This is a genomic window from Leuconostoc fallax KCTC 3537, from assembly GCF_000165675.1.
Classification (GTDB): Bacteria; Bacillota; Bacilli; order Lactobacillales; family Lactobacillaceae; genus Leuconostoc_B; species Leuconostoc_B fallax.
Map to the genome: position 1 here is coordinate 87,090 of NZ_AEIZ01000002.1, position 15,548 is coordinate 102,637.

General features: G+C 38.8%; 15 protein-coding genes and 2 pseudogenes. 3 read left to right on the forward strand and 14 right to left on the reverse strand.

Annotation, left to right across the window (positions count from 1 at the left end; all coding sequences use genetic code 11):
- Nucleotides 1-68: 68 nt before the first annotated feature.
- Nucleotides 69-2,510 carry a phosphoketolase family protein gene (locus LEUFL_RS0100595; protein WP_010006793.1) on the reverse strand — a complete coding sequence of 814 codons (2,442 nt, stop codon included), beginning with the start codon at nt 2,508-2,510 and terminating at the stop codon, nt 69-71.
- A gap of 148 nt (nt 2,511-2,658) precedes the next feature.
- Nucleotides 2,659-3,387 carry a GntR family transcriptional regulator gene (locus LEUFL_RS0100600; RefSeq protein WP_010006794.1) on the reverse strand — a complete coding sequence of 243 codons (729 nt, stop codon included), beginning with the start codon at nt 3,385-3,387 and terminating at the stop codon, nt 2,659-2,661.
- Between the two features lie 122 nt (nt 3,388-3,509).
- Between LEUFL_RS0100600 and LEUFL_RS0100605 the strand changes: the two genes are divergently transcribed.
- A complete protein-coding gene (locus LEUFL_RS0100605; protein ID WP_050792555.1) occupies nt 3,510-3,974 on the forward strand; it encodes an aminoacyl-tRNA deacylase in 465 nt (154 codons plus the stop codon).
- 45 nt (nt 3,975-4,019) lie between these two features.
- On the opposite strand, the pseudogene dnaB reads toward LEUFL_RS0100605, so the two are convergent.
- From dnaB to LEUFL_RS0100665, 12 genes and pseudogenes are all read right to left on the reverse strand, one after another.
- Nucleotides 4,020-5,488, reverse strand: a pseudogene (gene dnaB, locus LEUFL_RS10740) (replicative DNA helicase).
- Between the two features lie 2 nt (nt 5,489-5,490).
- A complete protein-coding gene (rplI, locus tag LEUFL_RS0100615) occupies nt 5,491-5,943 on the reverse strand; it encodes a 50S ribosomal protein L9 (protein WP_010006800.1) in 453 nt (150 codons plus the stop codon).
- Between the two features lie 23 nt (nt 5,944-5,966).
- Nucleotides 5,967-7,994, reverse strand: coding sequence for a DHH family phosphoesterase (locus LEUFL_RS0100620; RefSeq protein WP_010006802.1), 2,028 nt, complete (start codon nt 7,992-7,994; stop codon nt 5,967-5,969).
- Between the two features lie 183 nt (nt 7,995-8,177).
- Nucleotides 8,178-8,459, reverse strand: coding sequence for a 30S ribosomal protein S18 (rpsR, locus tag LEUFL_RS0100625; protein WP_010006803.1), 282 nt, complete (start codon nt 8,457-8,459; stop codon nt 8,178-8,180).
- 37 nt (nt 8,460-8,496) lie between these two features.
- On the reverse strand, nt 8,497-9,054 hold the full coding sequence (gene ssb, locus LEUFL_RS0100630; RefSeq protein ID WP_010006805.1) for a single-stranded DNA-binding protein: 558 nt from the start codon (nt 9,052-9,054) through the stop codon (nt 8,497-8,499).
- A 30-nt stretch (nt 9,055-9,084) separates the two neighbouring features.
- Nucleotides 9,085-9,381, reverse strand: a complete 297-nt coding sequence (gene rpsF / locus LEUFL_RS0100635) for a 30S ribosomal protein S6 (RefSeq protein WP_010006806.1) — start codon at nt 9,379-9,381, stop codon at nt 9,085-9,087.
- A 403-nt stretch (nt 9,382-9,784) separates the two neighbouring features.
- On the reverse strand, nt 9,785-9,931 hold the full coding sequence (locus LEUFL_RS12830; protein ID WP_010006807.1) for a hypothetical protein: 147 nt from the start codon (nt 9,929-9,931) through the stop codon (nt 9,785-9,787).
- 18 nt (nt 9,932-9,949) lie between these two features.
- Nucleotides 9,950-10,812 (reverse strand): annotated as a pseudogene (locus LEUFL_RS10745) (SDR family oxidoreductase).
- A gap of 335 nt (nt 10,813-11,147) precedes the next feature.
- On the reverse strand, nt 11,148-11,897 hold the full coding sequence (locus tag LEUFL_RS10750; protein ID WP_081458692.1) for a peptidoglycan amidohydrolase family protein: 750 nt from the start codon (nt 11,895-11,897) through the stop codon (nt 11,148-11,150).
- On the reverse strand, nt 11,894-12,847 hold the full coding sequence (locus LEUFL_RS12305; RefSeq protein ID WP_029508576.1) for an N-acetylmuramoyl-L-alanine amidase family protein: 954 nt from the start codon (nt 12,845-12,847) through the stop codon (nt 11,894-11,896). The genes LEUFL_RS10750 and LEUFL_RS12305 overlap by 4 nt, the downstream gene beginning before the upstream one ends.
- Before the next feature lie 188 nt (nt 12,848-13,035).
- Nucleotides 13,036-13,587: a GNAT family N-acetyltransferase gene (locus LEUFL_RS0100660; RefSeq protein WP_010006810.1), complete on the reverse strand. Its 552-nt coding sequence runs from the start codon at nt 13,585-13,587 to the stop codon at nt 13,036-13,038.
- Between the two features lie 19 nt (nt 13,588-13,606).
- The gene (locus tag LEUFL_RS0100665) at nt 13,607-14,296 is read right to left on the reverse strand and encodes a DUF4767 domain-containing protein (protein ID WP_010006811.1); all 690 of its coding nucleotides are present in this window, start codon (nt 14,294-14,296) and stop codon (nt 13,607-13,609) included.
- A 309-nt stretch (nt 14,297-14,605) separates the two neighbouring features.
- Here LEUFL_RS0100665 and LEUFL_RS12535 point away from each other — a divergent pair, with 309 nt between their 5' ends.
- Both LEUFL_RS12535 and LEUFL_RS0100675 read left to right on the forward strand, forming a co-directional pair.
- Nucleotides 14,606-14,908 (forward strand): helix-turn-helix domain-containing protein, encoded by a 303-nt coding sequence (locus LEUFL_RS12535; protein WP_029508577.1) that lies wholly within the window; start codon nt 14,606-14,608, stop codon nt 14,906-14,908.
- 24 nt (nt 14,909-14,932) lie between these two features.
- Nucleotides 14,933-15,496 carry an RBBP9/YdeN family alpha/beta hydrolase gene (locus LEUFL_RS0100675; RefSeq protein ID WP_010006815.1) on the forward strand — a complete coding sequence of 188 codons (564 nt, stop codon included), beginning with the start codon at nt 14,933-14,935 and terminating at the stop codon, nt 15,494-15,496.
- Nucleotides 15,497-15,548: the final 52 nt, after the last annotated feature.

Here is a 15,548-nt window from a genome sequence, read left to right on the forward strand (position 1 = left end):
AACCAAAAACTAACTTTTATAAGTTATCCGAAATCATTTAAGTGTTCGAATGCTTCAAAGTAATAAGATTACTTCAAAGGACTCCATTCCCACTTAGTGAATTCTTCAATATCGCGACCTTCGTTACGAGTAACATCAAAGTGCTTTGCCAAAGTCTTATCCATTTGTTCGATGAACAAATCAGCCTTAGCTTGATCAACAACACCATTTGCTGACAATACCTCAACGGCTTGCTTAGCTTGGTGGAAACGATCTAGTTCTGAGTATACACGCATGTCGTAAGTTGTTGTGATGTCACCATCTTCACGGTAACCGTGTGGGTAAACATCGCCGCGGAACTTACGCTCGAAGAAGAAACTTTCGACTAAGTCTTCGAAACCGTGGAAACCAAAGATAACTGGTGTGTCAGGTTGGAAGAACTTGTCAAATTCAGCATCTGTCAATTCACGTTCGTCGTTCATCTTAGGTGTTGACTTCTTTTGCAAACGAAGTAATTCAACAATGTTCACATAACGGAACTTAACATCTGGGAATGCTTGGTTAACTAACCACAAACCAGCCAAAGTTTCGATAGTTGGTTCTGTACCAGCCGATGCAAATGTAATATCTACATCGCCTTCAGGTGCAGTAGAAGCCCAATCAATGATCTTCAAACCTTCGTTAGCCAATTCTTCAGCTTCTTCAACTGTAAACCATTGTTGACGTGGTTGCTTAGAAGCAACTAACAAGTTAACCTTGTGACGTTCTGAGAAAGCACGTTCTTGAACGGCTAACAATGAGTTTCCATCAGCAGGCAAATATTCACGAACGAAGTTACTCTTCTTTTCAGCCAAGTGTGTCAATAGACCTGGATCTTGGTGAGTATAACCGTTGTGATCTTGTTGGAAAGCAGTTGAAGTTGCAATCAAGTTCAATGATGGGTAATCATGACGCCATGATTGTTCTGATGCATGACGCAACCACTTGAAGTGCTGAGTAATCATTGAATCCACAACGCGCAAGAATGATTCGTATGAAGCGAAGATTCCAACACGACCTGTCAAAGTATAACCTTCAAGCCAACCTTCAGCTTGGTGCTCTGACAACTGTGAATCAATAATACGACCTTCTGGTGAAACAAGTTGGTCATTAGGTTCCTTAACTTCTTCCATCCATTGACGAGGTGTTACCTTGAACAAGCCCCACAAACGGTTTGACATTGTTTCATCAGGACCGAAGAAACGGAAACGTGTTGGGTTCAATTCTGAAACGGCACCCAAGTAGTTAGACAATGTTGCCATGTCCATGTTTTGCTTGTTATCTGCAAATTCCTTACCACGTGTATCATCGTTGATATCGTTAGCAAAGTCCTTCCAGTTAGGCAACTTCAAGTCTGAACGGTCCAAGCCACCATTTGTGATAGGGTTAGCTGACATACGCTTGTCACCCTTAGGTGCAATCGCCTTCAACTCATCCTTCAAAGAACCATCAGCATTGAATAATTCTTCTGGCTTGTATGAATTCATCCATTCTTCAAACTTTGGCAATGTAGAAAGATCACCTTGTTCCAAAGGCAATGGCACTTGGTGCGCACGGAATGAATTTTCGATAGGATTACCATCAGCGTCGTGAGTAGGTCCACCCCAACCCTTTGGCAAACGTGCGATAATTACAGGCCATGCAGCAATTGTACCGTCTTGGTACTTACCATTTTCACGTGCATCCTTTTGGATAGCTTGAATATCTTCAATAGCTTGATCCAAAACCTTAGCAGCAAGTTCGTGGTAAGCTGCGTAATCATGGATATCATCGTTTTCGATGAAGCGAGGTGAGTAACCCAAACCTTCAAAGAACTTTGTAATTTCTTCATCACTCATGCGTGAGAAGATTGTTGGGTTTGAAATCTTAAATCCGTTCAAATCCAAGATAGGCAATACGGCACCATCGTTCTTAGGGTTCAAGAACTTGTTTGAATGCCATGAGGCCATTGATGGACCTGTTTCAGATTCACCATCACCAACAACTGCAAAGGCAATTTGATCAGGATTATCAAATACTGCACCGAAAGCGTGGCTCAATGAATAACCCAATTCACCACCTTCGTGCAATGAACCTGGTGTTTGAGCAGTCATGTGTGAACCAATTCCGCCTGGGAATGAGAAACGCTTGAACAAACGGCTCATACCTTCAACGTCCTGAGTAATTTCAGGATAATCATCAGTATATTCACCATCCAAGTATGCGTTTGTAACCATGACTTGACCACCGTGACCAGGGCCACCGATGTAGAACATGTTAACATCATACTTGTTGATCAAACGGTTTGCATGTGCATACAAGAATGTTTGACCTGAGATTGTACCCCAGTGACCAATAGGCTTAACTTTAACATCTTCAGCCTTAATAGGTGTGTTAGTAACTGAGAACAATGGGTTGCTCTTCAAGAAGATCATCCCAGCTGACAAATAGTTTGTTGCACGCCACCACTTATCAACGAGTTCCAAGTACTCTTTTGAATCGTAATCTACCATGAGATTAGTTACTCCTTTAATCTTTGCGAGAATCGTAAACCACGAATCGATTGCTCCGCTATTTACACTATTAATTATAACGCATTTTAGATAAGTGTTTCAACTTTTTAAATCATTGGTGCGACCCAATCGTTATAATGGCTAAAATTTACTCGCCATCCAAGCTTACAAAAGCGCTATAGTGTAAATACTGGTAATGAAGTCGCATAGTTGTATACTCTAATGGCGTCCCATCATCCATAAAAAAGATTCCCTCCATAATACCCACAGGTTCGGTTGGAGACAACTCTAACAATGTTTGATCTTCGTTGTTACTAGGTTCTGCCATAATCGTCATAAATGATTTAGTAACACTACGCTTTTTTGTGCGTTCAACATACTCATAAACTGATCCTGATACATCTTTTTGCGTTAAACTAGGTAATACACGAATCGGCACATACCCATTTTCAATCATGAAGGGTTTACCTGCTAATCGACGTAATCGCTTAATCCAATAAACAAAGTCATCTTCATTTAGAAACAGTGCCAATTGCTGTTCTTTCGTTGCAGGTAAGACCTGAAAATCTAACACTTCAATCGTAGGTGTTTCGCCATGAATACGAAATGAGTCGGTGACCCCAAGATTAGAGCCATTATATCTAAAAATATCTTGATTTTTCAGATATAATGGATTCACAAAAGTACCACTACCACGTTTCTTAAAAATAACACCCTGCTGTGCTAAGACATTCAGTGCTCTTTTAATTGATGAACGCGAGACATGATACTGTTCAGCTAATGTACGCTCATCCGGTAACTTCATACTGGGAAATTCACCACGATATATTTTTTGTTTTAAGTCGGCTTGCACCTTGATATAAATAGCTTCTAACATAACTGTAATAGTATAGCATACTGGTCAGACCAATTAATAGTCAGCAGTAATTAATTCTAATCGTGGTAAAATATTTATATTATGGCAAAGAAAAAATAAAGAAAACATTACCTGAGCACATTATGGATGCCCATCAGGTTAATTATGAACATCTCGAATTAAATATTTTGGATAAAACTGATGAAGAAATTACACAATTACTTGATCATTTTCAAGTTAAAAAATCAGATATCTACAAAACACTAGCTGCTCACGGTGACAAAACAGGGCCGGTTGTTGCTGTTCTACCAATCACACAACATCTCTCAACTAAAAAATTGGCAAGCGCTTCTCATAATAAAAAAGTCAAAATGATTCCCATGAAAGAATTAGAGAAGACAACTGGTTATATTCACGGTGCCAACAATCCAGTAGGTATTTGGCAAAATAAAAAGTTCCCCATTTATTTTGATATGACCGCACAAAATGCTGACTACATTATTGTCAGTGCTGGTGAACTTGGTCAATCTGATAAAGTAAACCCACAACAAATGGCAACACTCGTGCAAGCCGACTTTGCTGACCTATTAGAGCACAACGATGATTAATATCAACGAATAAAAAAATGAGCTAAATTAATAGCTCATTTTTTATTACCAAACTTTTGGATCTGGCGCTCCAGCAGCCATATCATCACGATATATTGGCGCCATTGGACTAAATTTAAATGTTGGTTTATTAAACATCAATGTTGCAGTGCCTCGAGCACCCGACCGATTTTTTTCAATAATAACTTCAATCGGTCCTGTCTCCTGCTGCTCTTGGTCTCGCGGATCACCTTCATCATCTGATTCGCTATCTCGATAGTAATCTTCACGATACAAGAAAGCCACAATATCTGCATCTTGCTCAATAGAACCCGACTCACGAATATCCGATAATACCGGACGCTTATCTTGACGCGCTTCCACACCTCGACTCAATTGTGATAATGCCAAAATAGGCGTATGTAATTCTTTAGCCAACTTCTTTAAAGAACGTGAAATATCTGACACTTCTTGCTGTCGATTCTCATGATTATTTGATTCAATCAATTGCAAGTAATCAATGACCACCATGCCAACAGGATGCGGATTTTCAATGCGTTGTTCCTTGGTCATTTGATTTAATAAATCTTTTTCTAAGGTACGCAACTTAGCCGTAATCTGGCTCATTTTAATACCTGGTGTATCGTCCATATAAATTTGCATATTTGATAAAGACTGCATAGCTAATGTCAAAGCTTGCCAATCATCATTTGTCATCTGACCAGTAGTCAGATGATTAGAGTCAATAGCACCTTCGGCAGCAACCAAACGATTGACTAATGAAACCGCACCCATTTCCAAACTAAAGATGGCCACAGGTACTTTTTCATTTTTAGCAACATTCTTAGCAAGGTTCAATACAAAAGCTGTCTTTCCCACAGCAGGTCTGGCAGCAACAATGATTAGCTCATCTTCTTTGAAACCATGTGTATAATGATCCAATTCAGGATAACCAGTAGCTAATCCCGTCACATCACTTTCATTATTAGCAGCATTTTCAAGATTTTCGTTGAATTCTTCCAAAACTTTTTTAATTGTTTTGAAATCTTCATCCCCACGGTTATCAGCTATATTATCGATTTGGCGACTTAACTGATCTAAAACCGTATCGCTTGATTCAGAAGCCTCATACGCCGTTGAAATGGTACGGGTCAGGGTCTCGATAATCCGGCGTAAGACAGCTTTTTCACGTACAATATTTGCATAGTGACGCAAATTGGCAGCCGAAGCACTGGCTTCTGATATTTCAGCCAAATAAGCGACTCCCCCAACATTATCTAACTGTTGCATACTGTTAAGTTTGTCTTGAAGGGTTAACATATCGACAGGTCGCTGTTCATCTACCAATAACTGCATGGCTTTAAAAATTTGTTGATGTGCTTGCCGATAAAAATCATCAGGATCTAAAATCGCACTTGCTGCAACCATAGCAGAATCAGAATTGATATCAAAAAAATCGCACCAAGAACCGCTCTTTCAGCATCAATGTCTTGTGGTACTTGCCGATACTCAGCCCCTAATGCAGGATTATCCATGCTTATCCCTCGCTAACATGAACACGTAGGTTAGCCGTAACTTCGTGATGTAACTTAACCGGTACATCAGTATACCCCAATGTTCTGATTGGCATCTTTAAATCCATCTTACGCTTGTCAATCTTAATACTATATTGATCAGATAGCGCCGCAACAATTTGTTTAGTTGATACTGCACCAAATAGGCGACCATCTTTACCTGTTTTTCCAGTTAACTCAACAACCGTTTTTGCATTTTCTAACTTTGATTTTAGTTGCTTTGCCTCATTCAAAACCGCTGCTGCTGTTTTGGCTTCGAATTTTTCTTTACCAGCTTGTGCTGACACATTGGCTGGTGTTGCTGGTAACGCTTTATGATTTTTAATTAAGAAATTATTGGCATAACCATCCGGAACATTCTTGACTTCCCCGCGCTTACCGCGTCCTTTAACGTCTTCTAAAAATATAACTTTCATATCATCCTCCGAATTTATTGTGATTACTCACTATATTGCTGTGAAATAACATCTAATAATTGTGATTTGACTTCCTCAGGTGTTATATCATCTATTTGAGTAGCCGCATTAGACAGATGTCCACCGCCACCCATTGCTTCCATAATTGTTTGAACGTTACGCTCGCCCGTTGATCGTGCTGAAATACCGACACGACCATCATTACGTTTAGTAATAACAAAGGAAGCATCAACACCACTCACTTGCAATAATTCATCTGCTGCTTGAGCGGTAATAATACCAGAATATATGCTATCATCTTCACCTGTTACGATGGCATTATCTTCTAATATTTCAACCATGTTCACAAGATGTGTCCGTGCTTTAAAATCACTAAATTGCTCTTTCATAAATGATTGTATCAAATTATTATCGGCACCGTTGGCACGCAAGTAACTAGCGGCATCAAACGTTCGCGAACCAGTACGCAACGTAAAGTTTTTCGTGTCAATTTGAATGCCACCTAACATTGCTGTGGCTTCTAATTTGGTAATTGGGGCTTCACTTTGATCTTGATACTGCAAAAGCTCAACTACCAACTCGGAAGTGGATGATGCATAGGGTTCAATATATGACAACAGTGGCTTTTCAGATAATCCGTCTTCTGATAAACGATGATGATCAATCACCACAACACGATTACCTAATCGTTTGAGTAATGTTGGTGCACTAGTAATAGATGCGCGCGCATGATCGACTAAGACGATCAGCGTTTGTTCACGTACAAGCTTTAGCGCCCGAGCCTCATCTACAATCGAATCATTAATCTCACTACCAGGTGCGACAATATCATTTGGTTGTTTCCGTAACTCTTTCAATAATAATATGATATCACTGTATACCGTTTTTTCATCTAACACCAAAAATGCCGGCTTGTTTTTAGTTTGCGCCAATCGCCAAACGCCTAACCCTGAACCAACAGCATCTAAGTCTGGTGAAGCATGTCCAACAATCATCACATTATCTGCTTGTTCAACGAGTTCGCCGATTGTTTGACTAATCATGCGCGCACGTACACGCGTTCTTTTTTCCATTGGATTAGTAGCACCACCATAAAAACGTGCTGCTGCTTTGTTGGATTTCACAACAACCTGATCACCACCTCGACCCAAAGCCAGGTCTAAGTTTGTTTGAGCTAACTTAGCTAACTGATTAATATCTCGTTCGCCATAAGCAATCCCCATGGATAACGTTAGTGGAGAATTTTGTTGAGCCGTTGTTTCTCGAATTACCTTTAAGACACTGAATTTATCATCCTCAACCACTTGCAATGCTTTTTGATAACCAAACATCATATAATGTACAGAATTAAGACGGCGCAAATAAATATCGTTCGCCAATGCCCAATCTGATAAAGCGCGTGTCACGTATGTTCTAAGTCCGGAAGCCTCTGACTCGCTCATACCGTCAGTAACTTCTTCATAGTTATCCACAGAAATCAACCCACTAAATATCTGGTGATCTTTATACTCTTCTGCTATTGCTGCATATTCACTAATATCAGTTAGATAAGCAACTCTCAAATTATGTTGTACATATACTAAGAACTGCTTATCTTGCCAAGTAATCGTATTCGTCTTCTTTGAATCAGAATAACTATCAATACTATTGGCTAATTGTTCGTCGACTTCTTTTAACGTTGAGCCTAAAATATCTCGTTCGCCAAAATACATTTGCATATAGGGATTAATCCAATCGATTTTACCTGCATCATTTAAAAGAATAATACCAATTGGCATGCGAATTAATGCTTCTTGTTCACTACGCAAAATACGATATCCAAGGCCTGATAAATAAGCTTGCGTATTTTCATTTACCTCTCTAAGCGCTCGCGTGCTATAAAAAAGACTTATCACAACAATGACAAACCACAGTAAACCAAATATCCAATTATAAAGTGTTGCAAAAATAACGCTGAGTACGCTGACTGCCAGGAGCAGAAATGCAACTGCTCCTAATTTAGAATTCTGGAAAAATATTGGTAGATTTTTAAAATCAAAAAATTTCTTCAAAGTAATCAACCTCTAACTTTTGGGCAATTTCAAACGACGTTTCGTAATTTACTATCTTTCCTATTTTAACACATTTACAAAATAACCAAGGCTACCATAAACTCAAGCTATTCATAGTGGTAAAAAAAGTGGTATTAACATGTATGTTAATACCACTTTTTGACTGATTAAGTTAAATTAATATTAGTCTTCAGTAACGAATGGTAGCAAGCCCATGATACGAGCACGCTTAACAGCAGTTGTTACTTTACGTTGATTTTTAGCTGATGTTCCAGTCACACGACGTGGCAAAATCTTACCGCGTTCTGAGATGAAGCGTTCCAACAATTCAACATTTTTGTAATCGATATACTCAATGTGATTAGCTGCAATAAAATCAACCTTACGGCGACGACGTGGGCCACCTTGAGGACGGCGTGGGCGTGATGGACGCTCACTGTTTTGTGTCTTTCTTTCTTCTGACATGACAAGACTCCTTTCATTTGTTTGTTATATTCAAAATTTAAAATGGTAAATCATCGTCTGAAATATCAATTTCGTTACCACCGGCCGCAAATGGGTTCGGGGCATCATTATTTTGTGATGATGTTTGATTCTGTTTATTAGAATTATCATTTGCATTAGCAAATGGATCAACACCACTAAAATTATTGTTATTACCAAATGCATTGTTGTCTGAAAAGCCACTATTATTATTATTAGATGAACCGCCACCAGTAGCGCGACGTTTCTCACTTTCAGCACGTGACTCTAGAAGTGAAAAATTATCAACTACAACTTCAGTAACGTAAACACGTTGACCTTGGTTATTTTCGTAATTTCTCGTTTGCAAACGACCTTCAACAGCCACAAGTGACCCCTTGCCAGTAAAGTTTGCAAAATTCTCTGCTGATTTACGCCAAATAACAGCATTAATAAAATCAGCTTCACGTTCACCACTCGCATTGGTAAATTGGCGGTTAACCGCCAACGAGAATGATCCTACTGCCACACCCGACTGGGTGTAACGTAATTCCACATCACGGGTCAATCGCCCAACTAATACAACTCGATTAATCATTAAAAAGCTCCTTTCCCAGTGGAAAATGAATTATTCAGCGTCGCGCTTAACAACCATGTGACGTAAGATATCTTGTGAAATCTTTGCCAAACGGTCAAATTCGTTGATTGCGTCATCGTTGTCCGCGTTGAAGTTGATAACGTGATAAGTACCTTCACGATAACCATCAATTTCATAAGCGAAACGACGTGTTGCCCAATCAGCTGATTTAGTGATCGTTGCACCGTCAGTAGTCAAGATACCATCAAAACGCTCAACAAGCGCCTTTTTAGCATCCGCTTCCAAATCAGGGCGAACGATATAAGTCAATTCGTATGATGTAGCCATGTTTATTTCCTCCTTTTGGTCTCTGGCAGCCTTGGCTGCAAGGAGTGAGCACACTCTTGTGCATTCACAATTTACTATTATACTACACTCACACAAGAAATTTCAAGCGCATATTGCATCTATTTCCAGCTGGTATTATATAGTACGTAATACACTTGACATTATGACACGTCCTCATATTTTAGATAAAAAATAAATTATATTTCTTCGAATTTCACAGGCAAAAAGCATGCAAAAATCTGCATGCTTTTCGTCCAACGAATACATTATTTATTTGTTTTTTCTCGTCGTCGATATGATTTAATCTCTCGCCATATTGCCCATGTTAATTGAAACAATGTTAAAAACAGCGAAAATTTAGACCACCAACTGTAACGATTATTTTTTGCTTTTTCTTCATTAATTAGTCCGCTTTCTTATAATCAGCCACTTTAGGATTAGCCTCATTTTTATTACTTTCAGTGTTTTTATCTGCCTCAGGTTGCTTGACATCTGTTGTCTTTTGCTTCTTATTATCGGCTTCTTGATATTCTTTTTGCTTATCTGTCATAAATCATTTCTCCTTTGATTATACTAATCCACCCGTCACGTTGAGTGATTCTCCAGTAACATAACTTGCGTCATCTGATGCTAAATAAACATAAGCACTCGCTAATTCAGCTGGTTGACCCGCTCTACCAAGGGGTGTGCGTTGACCAAAATGCGGTAAGTTCTCTTGCAGTTGTCCACCTGCTACCTGCAGCGGTGTCCAAATTGGGCCTGGAGCCACACTATTCACACGAATACCTTGACTAGCTAACTGCTTGGCCAAACTAATTGTTGTATTTCGAATAGCCGCTTTCGTCCCAGCATAATCAACCAAAAATTCAGACGGTTGTACAGCTTGTATTGAATTAGTTGTAATGATGCTGGCCCCTGCTGCTAGATGTGGCACTGCAGCTTTGACAAGCCATATTAAACTGAAAACATTCGTCGTGTACGTGTCGACTAATTGTTGCGTTGACAACTGCACCACATCTTCTTGGGCCTGCTGCTTACCAGCTACAAGCGCCATGATATCCAAGCCACCGAGTTCATTAATCGTACGCGTTATTAAATTTTGATTAAAGGCTTCCGACTTTAAATCACCCGGAATCAAAATAACTGTGCCACCAATAGCTTCAATAATCCGGCGCACGTCTTGTGCATCTTCTTCCTCATCTGGTAAATAATTTAGAACAATATCTGCACCCTCTTTGGCATAAGCAATCGCCACCGCACGTCCTATACCCGAGTCCCCACCGGTAACCAATGCTTTCTTGTGTAATAAACGTTGGGCGCCTTGATACGTCGTGGCACCATCATCAGGTACTGGCATCATCTTTTTTGTAAACCCGGCTCAGGCTGTGATTGCTTTTCAAAATCCCCTGAAAAATATTTTTGATCTGTCATGAAAGCCTCCTTCCGTTATTACCACTAAATGCAACATGCAATCCCCAAACTGTTCAATAGTCCAGAAAGGAAGTTGCTTTACGTAAACCCTAACAAACGTATCAGAAGCATTGCAAATCATCTGTTTATAACAGCCACAATCGTTATATTTTTTCTTGTGTAAACGCCTTCAAATCAATCTCCTCACTTTCGTCTCATCTTTCTTTAACATTTATGAACTCACCATTAGATATTATTTTGTATAAATATTCATAACATAAATTTACGCATTTTTATACAATTTGTATGCGCCACATCTTTCCCAATAAAAAAGCAGCCCTGCGGCTGCTTTTTTATCAAGCTAATCGATACACATAATAATATGGATAATTTGCACGTTTAACAAAATCATTATAACTCAACTCCTGAACGGCAGTATTTTTCTGACCACCTGTATAATAACATGTTGAAATAAATGCTGGATTATCATCGTCAGAAGAACTGATTAAGCCAACATGACCACCGGCACCTAAACTGTAGCCTTTTTGACCCCAAATGACAACATCCCCATAGTTTGAATGCCATCCATTTTGATCATTATCAACTACCAATTTGAACCCATTGGCTAATAAATAACGATGTAGACCTTCCGTACTATAAAGATAATCTGGTTGTGTTGCACCTGCTTCATACAATGCTTCGGTTACGGAACCAGAACAGTCAGCAGTCCCATCAGTGCCATTCCGAGAGCCATACATGCTGTATGTTAACTTATTCTTATTCGCCTCAAACCACTCAACAGTTTTTACAATATCTACCTTGTGCGCTTGATTAGGTGCATAGATTAATGCACCTGTTATTTTGTTACTCTGATACCATACATTAGCAATGACTTGTTGGCCATACTGCATTTGACCATCTGTTGCATAATAAACGGTCTTATGCTGTTCAGGAATATATTGAATGCCCGTTTGCATGGCACCTGTTTGTTTTTGGAACAAATACCAGTGACGATTAATCCGTTGTTGACCGTATTGCATTCGACCATCGGTTGCATAATAAACGGTCTTCTGTTGATTGGTTATATTTTGAAATCCTGTTTTCATTGCACCCGTTTGTGCATTAAACAAGTACCAATTTTTTGAATACGCTGTTGACCGTACTGCATCTGTCCATTGCTAGCATAATAAACTGTCTTCTGTTGCTCTGGTATGATTTGAAAACCAGTTTTCATGGCACCAGTTCGTTTATCAAATAAATACCACTTAGATTGAATGCGCTGTTGACCATATTGCATTTGACCATCTGTCGCATAATAAACGGTTTTCTTTTGTTCTGGAATATTTTGAAATCCCACTTGCATGGCGCCATCTGTCGCGTTGAATAAATACCAATTCTGATTTATTTTCTGTTGGCCGTACGTTACTTGCCCTTGATCATTGTAATAATATGTTTTATTTTGGTTCGTAACGAAACCACGATTTTGTACTGGCTGCTGTTGAACAGCGCGCTGCGCTGCGCTTGTAGCTACTGAACGTTCTATATGTACACTTGTTTCTTGTACTGATTTTACATCTATCGACGTTGTTGTTGTCTGATTATCACTAACATTATTTTGTGCTTTTGTGTCTTGTGCTTTTGTGTCACTCGCACCTATTTGTACTACTTTTTCATCATGCGCTGATTGTTCAATGTTAGTAGTATCCTGCTTATCGACTGTTACCGCAACGTTCTGATCGTTTTTAGTAGCCATCTTAACATCACTACTAGTTTGCTGATTATCGACTGTTGACACACTATCCGCTGTGGATACACTATCTGTTGTGTTTTGTTGCGCTACTACTGGTGTCGTTTGCTTACTGTCGTCATGATGCATTGTCGTCTCATCAGGCTGTTTATCTGAAATACCAACTGTCATTGTTTGGGTGTCATGATTAACATCATCTGCAAATGCAGGATGAACGATCGCACTAGCTCCCAATGCTGCGATAGTCGCTGCACCAACACACCAACTTTTACCATTTTTAAATAATTTAAATCTCCGCTTAGCTTCCATCACGTTTCTCTCATCTCCATTTAAATTTAAATTCCTTGGTAACACACAATAATCAGTATAACAATATCTTTGTGTATCACTCAACATGTGGTAACTTATCTGCAAATAAGTATCTTTTCTTACCATATAAAAAAGCGATACTATCCTTTAAGATAGGCATCACTTTTAACCTTAATGGCATTCATATATCATTTATTTTGCCATTCTTCACGTGTAATACGTAAAAAATGTTCATCTTTATAAAGCTTTAATAACGGTACATATTTATCGACAACCGTCAGTTGATAGCTTAAACCACACTTTTCCTGAACCCGTCTTGACTGCTGATTACCTTCATAATAGCCAGCCCAAATTTCAGCTAACTCGAGTTGATTAAAACCGTAAAGTAACAGTCGATTAATAGCCTCTGGCATTAAACCTTGACCCCAGAATGGCACACCAATCCAATAACCAATTTCTGCGCTTTTATCAGTCATAAAAGTTGGATAATCTATACTGTGAGTAAATTTCAATCCCGCACTACCAATAATCATATTCGGTGTTTCTTTAAAAGCCATTGCAAATGTTCCAGTGGTCATCAACACATTTTCAATCACACTTTTACTTTCTTGAACACTGTGATGAGCAGGCCAACCAGCTGCAGGACCTACGCGACTATCTTTAGCATACTGGTAAAGTTGTGGCGCATCATCTAGGCGCCAAGGTCTCAATATTAAACGGTTTGTTTCTAAAATTGTCATGTCAATGCCCTACCTAATACTAAGGATTTACTAAATTCTGAAATTCACTTTTTAAATCAACGTTCGCTGTTTCTTTAAAGTGAATGAGATTATCCGGCATACCTTGATTTTGTTGTGTTACCAAGACTACGGGACGTCCTTCATGAATAGTGAAGAAATACAAATGAGCATTCATCGCAACATTTTTATCTGCCGAATCAGAATAAATCGCAACAATATTATAATCATAATGACCACTACCATCCTGACTCAATCCCATATTCACCTGGTGATCATCAACAGCAAAATTATTTTTAGCCAAATCTCGTGGATAACTAACGCCATAATAATTCATTTCGCCAGCGCCGTTTTCAGGATAATAACGTTTGTAACTTTGCGCCATAGTGACACCCCAGGATGCAATGAAATTATCCAGTTGAGTCAGCTTGGTCGTACTCCATAGTTTAGTTGACTGCATTTTGTCATCACTTGACTGTGATTGGCGACTATCTACATGACTAGTCGAACGACTGCTCATTGCTGCTGAAGACTGTGTATTCTGATTAGAGGTTATCGCAGCCTTTAATGTCGTCTGATTTCCACTGTTTTTCGTCTTTGTCGTTTGATTCTTTAGGCGATTAATCGTTTGGTGTTCTAGTGTATAAACCATGCCAATTAACAAAATAATCACCATGACTGCAATTAACCATTTGACATATGCACGCTTCATACGCTCTCCTCATTCACAACAATTCTATTATACTTTTTCTATTTATGGTGTCTGATGACACTACTTTTATCAGGTAACGTGGCTGTTAATGATAATGTTTCACGTGAAACATTATCAATTAGTCGTCACTAGCCAGGATATGCTTTATAATATAGGTAAATTGTAAACTATCTACGGTCAAATTAACACCTTAAACGCTTTCAAAACAATTGTTTTCATACAATATTCACTATACGTTCAGATCTGAACAAAAAATACAAAAAGGAGAAGATATATCATGACAACAACTTTTTCGGAACAATTTAAAAAATAAGACGACATCAAGATCTTTCACAGGAAGAAATTGCAAATAAATTGTTCATATCTCGTGAAACAATCAGTCAATGGGAAAATGATGAGGCAACCCCAAATTTAAGTCAATTGGTACAATTATCCCGGCTATTTGATGTTTCATTAGATGAACTTGTATTAAATGATTCGTCTCATCACAGACATAATGAGCACCCCACCAATTTTTGGCAGTTTGCTGAAAGCTATTGGTGGCTCATATTCCCCATCGGTGGTTTCCTATCGTGGTTTATTCCACATATCATCGAGGTAATCAAGCAGTAAATTTCAAATATATTAGAGGTTATCATGACAACAGATCAAAACAACTATCTCATTCACGGTTACTCAGCAACGCCTACAGCCAACTGGTTTCCCTGGTTAAAAACACAGCTCAACATACATTTGAATCAAGAATTAAATATTCTGACAATGCCCGACACCAACCATCCTAATTTAGAAGCATGGCTCGGTGCTTGTGAACGTGATATTGATAGTTCTGATGGCATAACATTGATTGGGCACAGTCTTGGTTGCATTACAGCACTTCGTTTTCTAGAAAAACAAACCATCAAGAATGTCAATTTAATTTTGGTTTCTGGCTTTGATGACAAAATTGAAACTTTGCCTGAATTAGATGGATTTACACAACAGCCGCTCGATATACAGCAACTATTGCCCAAAATCAATCAAATCACTGTTATATCTGCGCGGGATGATGATATCGTACCTTATCGACATACTGAAAAATTAGCACGTGATCTGGATGCTCCATTTATTTTGATGCCACATGGTCAACATTTTATTGATCGCGATGGTACGACAAAGCTTCCCGTTGTCTATGATGTATTCGCTACATTCCGAAAAAATTAATAACAGTTTTATAAAAAAATCTAGAAGATATCTTCTAGACTTTTTGTGTGCA

What these genes read in the sequence shown, in the direction of transcription:
- LEUFL_RS0100595 (WP_010006793.1), bottom strand. Translation starts at nt 2,510, where the DNA reads ATGGTAGATTACGATTCAAAAGAGTACTTGGAACTCGTTGATAAGTGG.
- LEUFL_RS0100600 (WP_010006794.1), bottom strand. Translation starts at nt 3,387, where the DNA reads ATGTTAGAAGCTATTTATATCAAGGTGCAAGCCGACTTAAAACAAAAA.
- LEUFL_RS0100605 (WP_050792555.1), top strand. Translation starts at nt 3,510, where the DNA reads ATGGATGCCCATCAGGTTAATTATGAACATCTCGAATTAAATATTTTG.
- rplI (WP_010006800.1), bottom strand. Translation starts at nt 5,943, where the DNA reads ATGAAAGTTATATTTTTAGAAGACGTTAAAGGACGCGGTAAGCGCGGG.
- rpsR (WP_010006803.1), bottom strand. Translation starts at nt 8,459, where the DNA reads ATGTCAGAAGAAAGAAAGACACAAAACAGTGAGCGTCCATCACGCCCA.
- ssb (WP_010006805.1), bottom strand. Translation starts at nt 9,054, where the DNA reads ATGATTAATCGAGTTGTATTAGTTGGGCGATTGACCCGTGATGTGGAA.
- rpsF (WP_010006806.1), bottom strand. Translation starts at nt 9,381, where the DNA reads ATGGCTACATCATACGAATTGACTTATATCGTTCGCCCTGATTTGGAA.
- LEUFL_RS12830 (WP_010006807.1), bottom strand. Translation starts at nt 9,931, where the DNA reads ATGACAGATAAGCAAAAAGAATATCAAGAAGCCGATAATAAGAAGCAA.
- LEUFL_RS10750 (WP_081458692.1), bottom strand. Translation starts at nt 11,897, where the DNA reads ATGAAAACAGGATTTCAAAATATAACCAATCAACAGAAGACCGTTTAT.
- LEUFL_RS12305 (WP_029508576.1), bottom strand. Translation starts at nt 12,847, where the DNA reads ATGGAAGCTAAGCGGAGATTTAAATTATTTAAAAATGGTAAAAGTTGG.
- LEUFL_RS0100660 (WP_010006810.1), bottom strand. Translation starts at nt 13,587, where the DNA reads ATGACAATTTTAGAAACAAACCGTTTAATATTGAGACCTTGGCGCCTA.
- LEUFL_RS0100665 (WP_010006811.1), bottom strand. Translation starts at nt 14,296, where the DNA reads ATGAAGCGTGCATATGTCAAATGGTTAATTGCAGTCATGGTGATTATT.
- LEUFL_RS0100675 (WP_010006815.1), top strand. Translation starts at nt 14,933, where the DNA reads ATGACAACAGATCAAAACAACTATCTCATTCACGGTTACTCAGCAACG.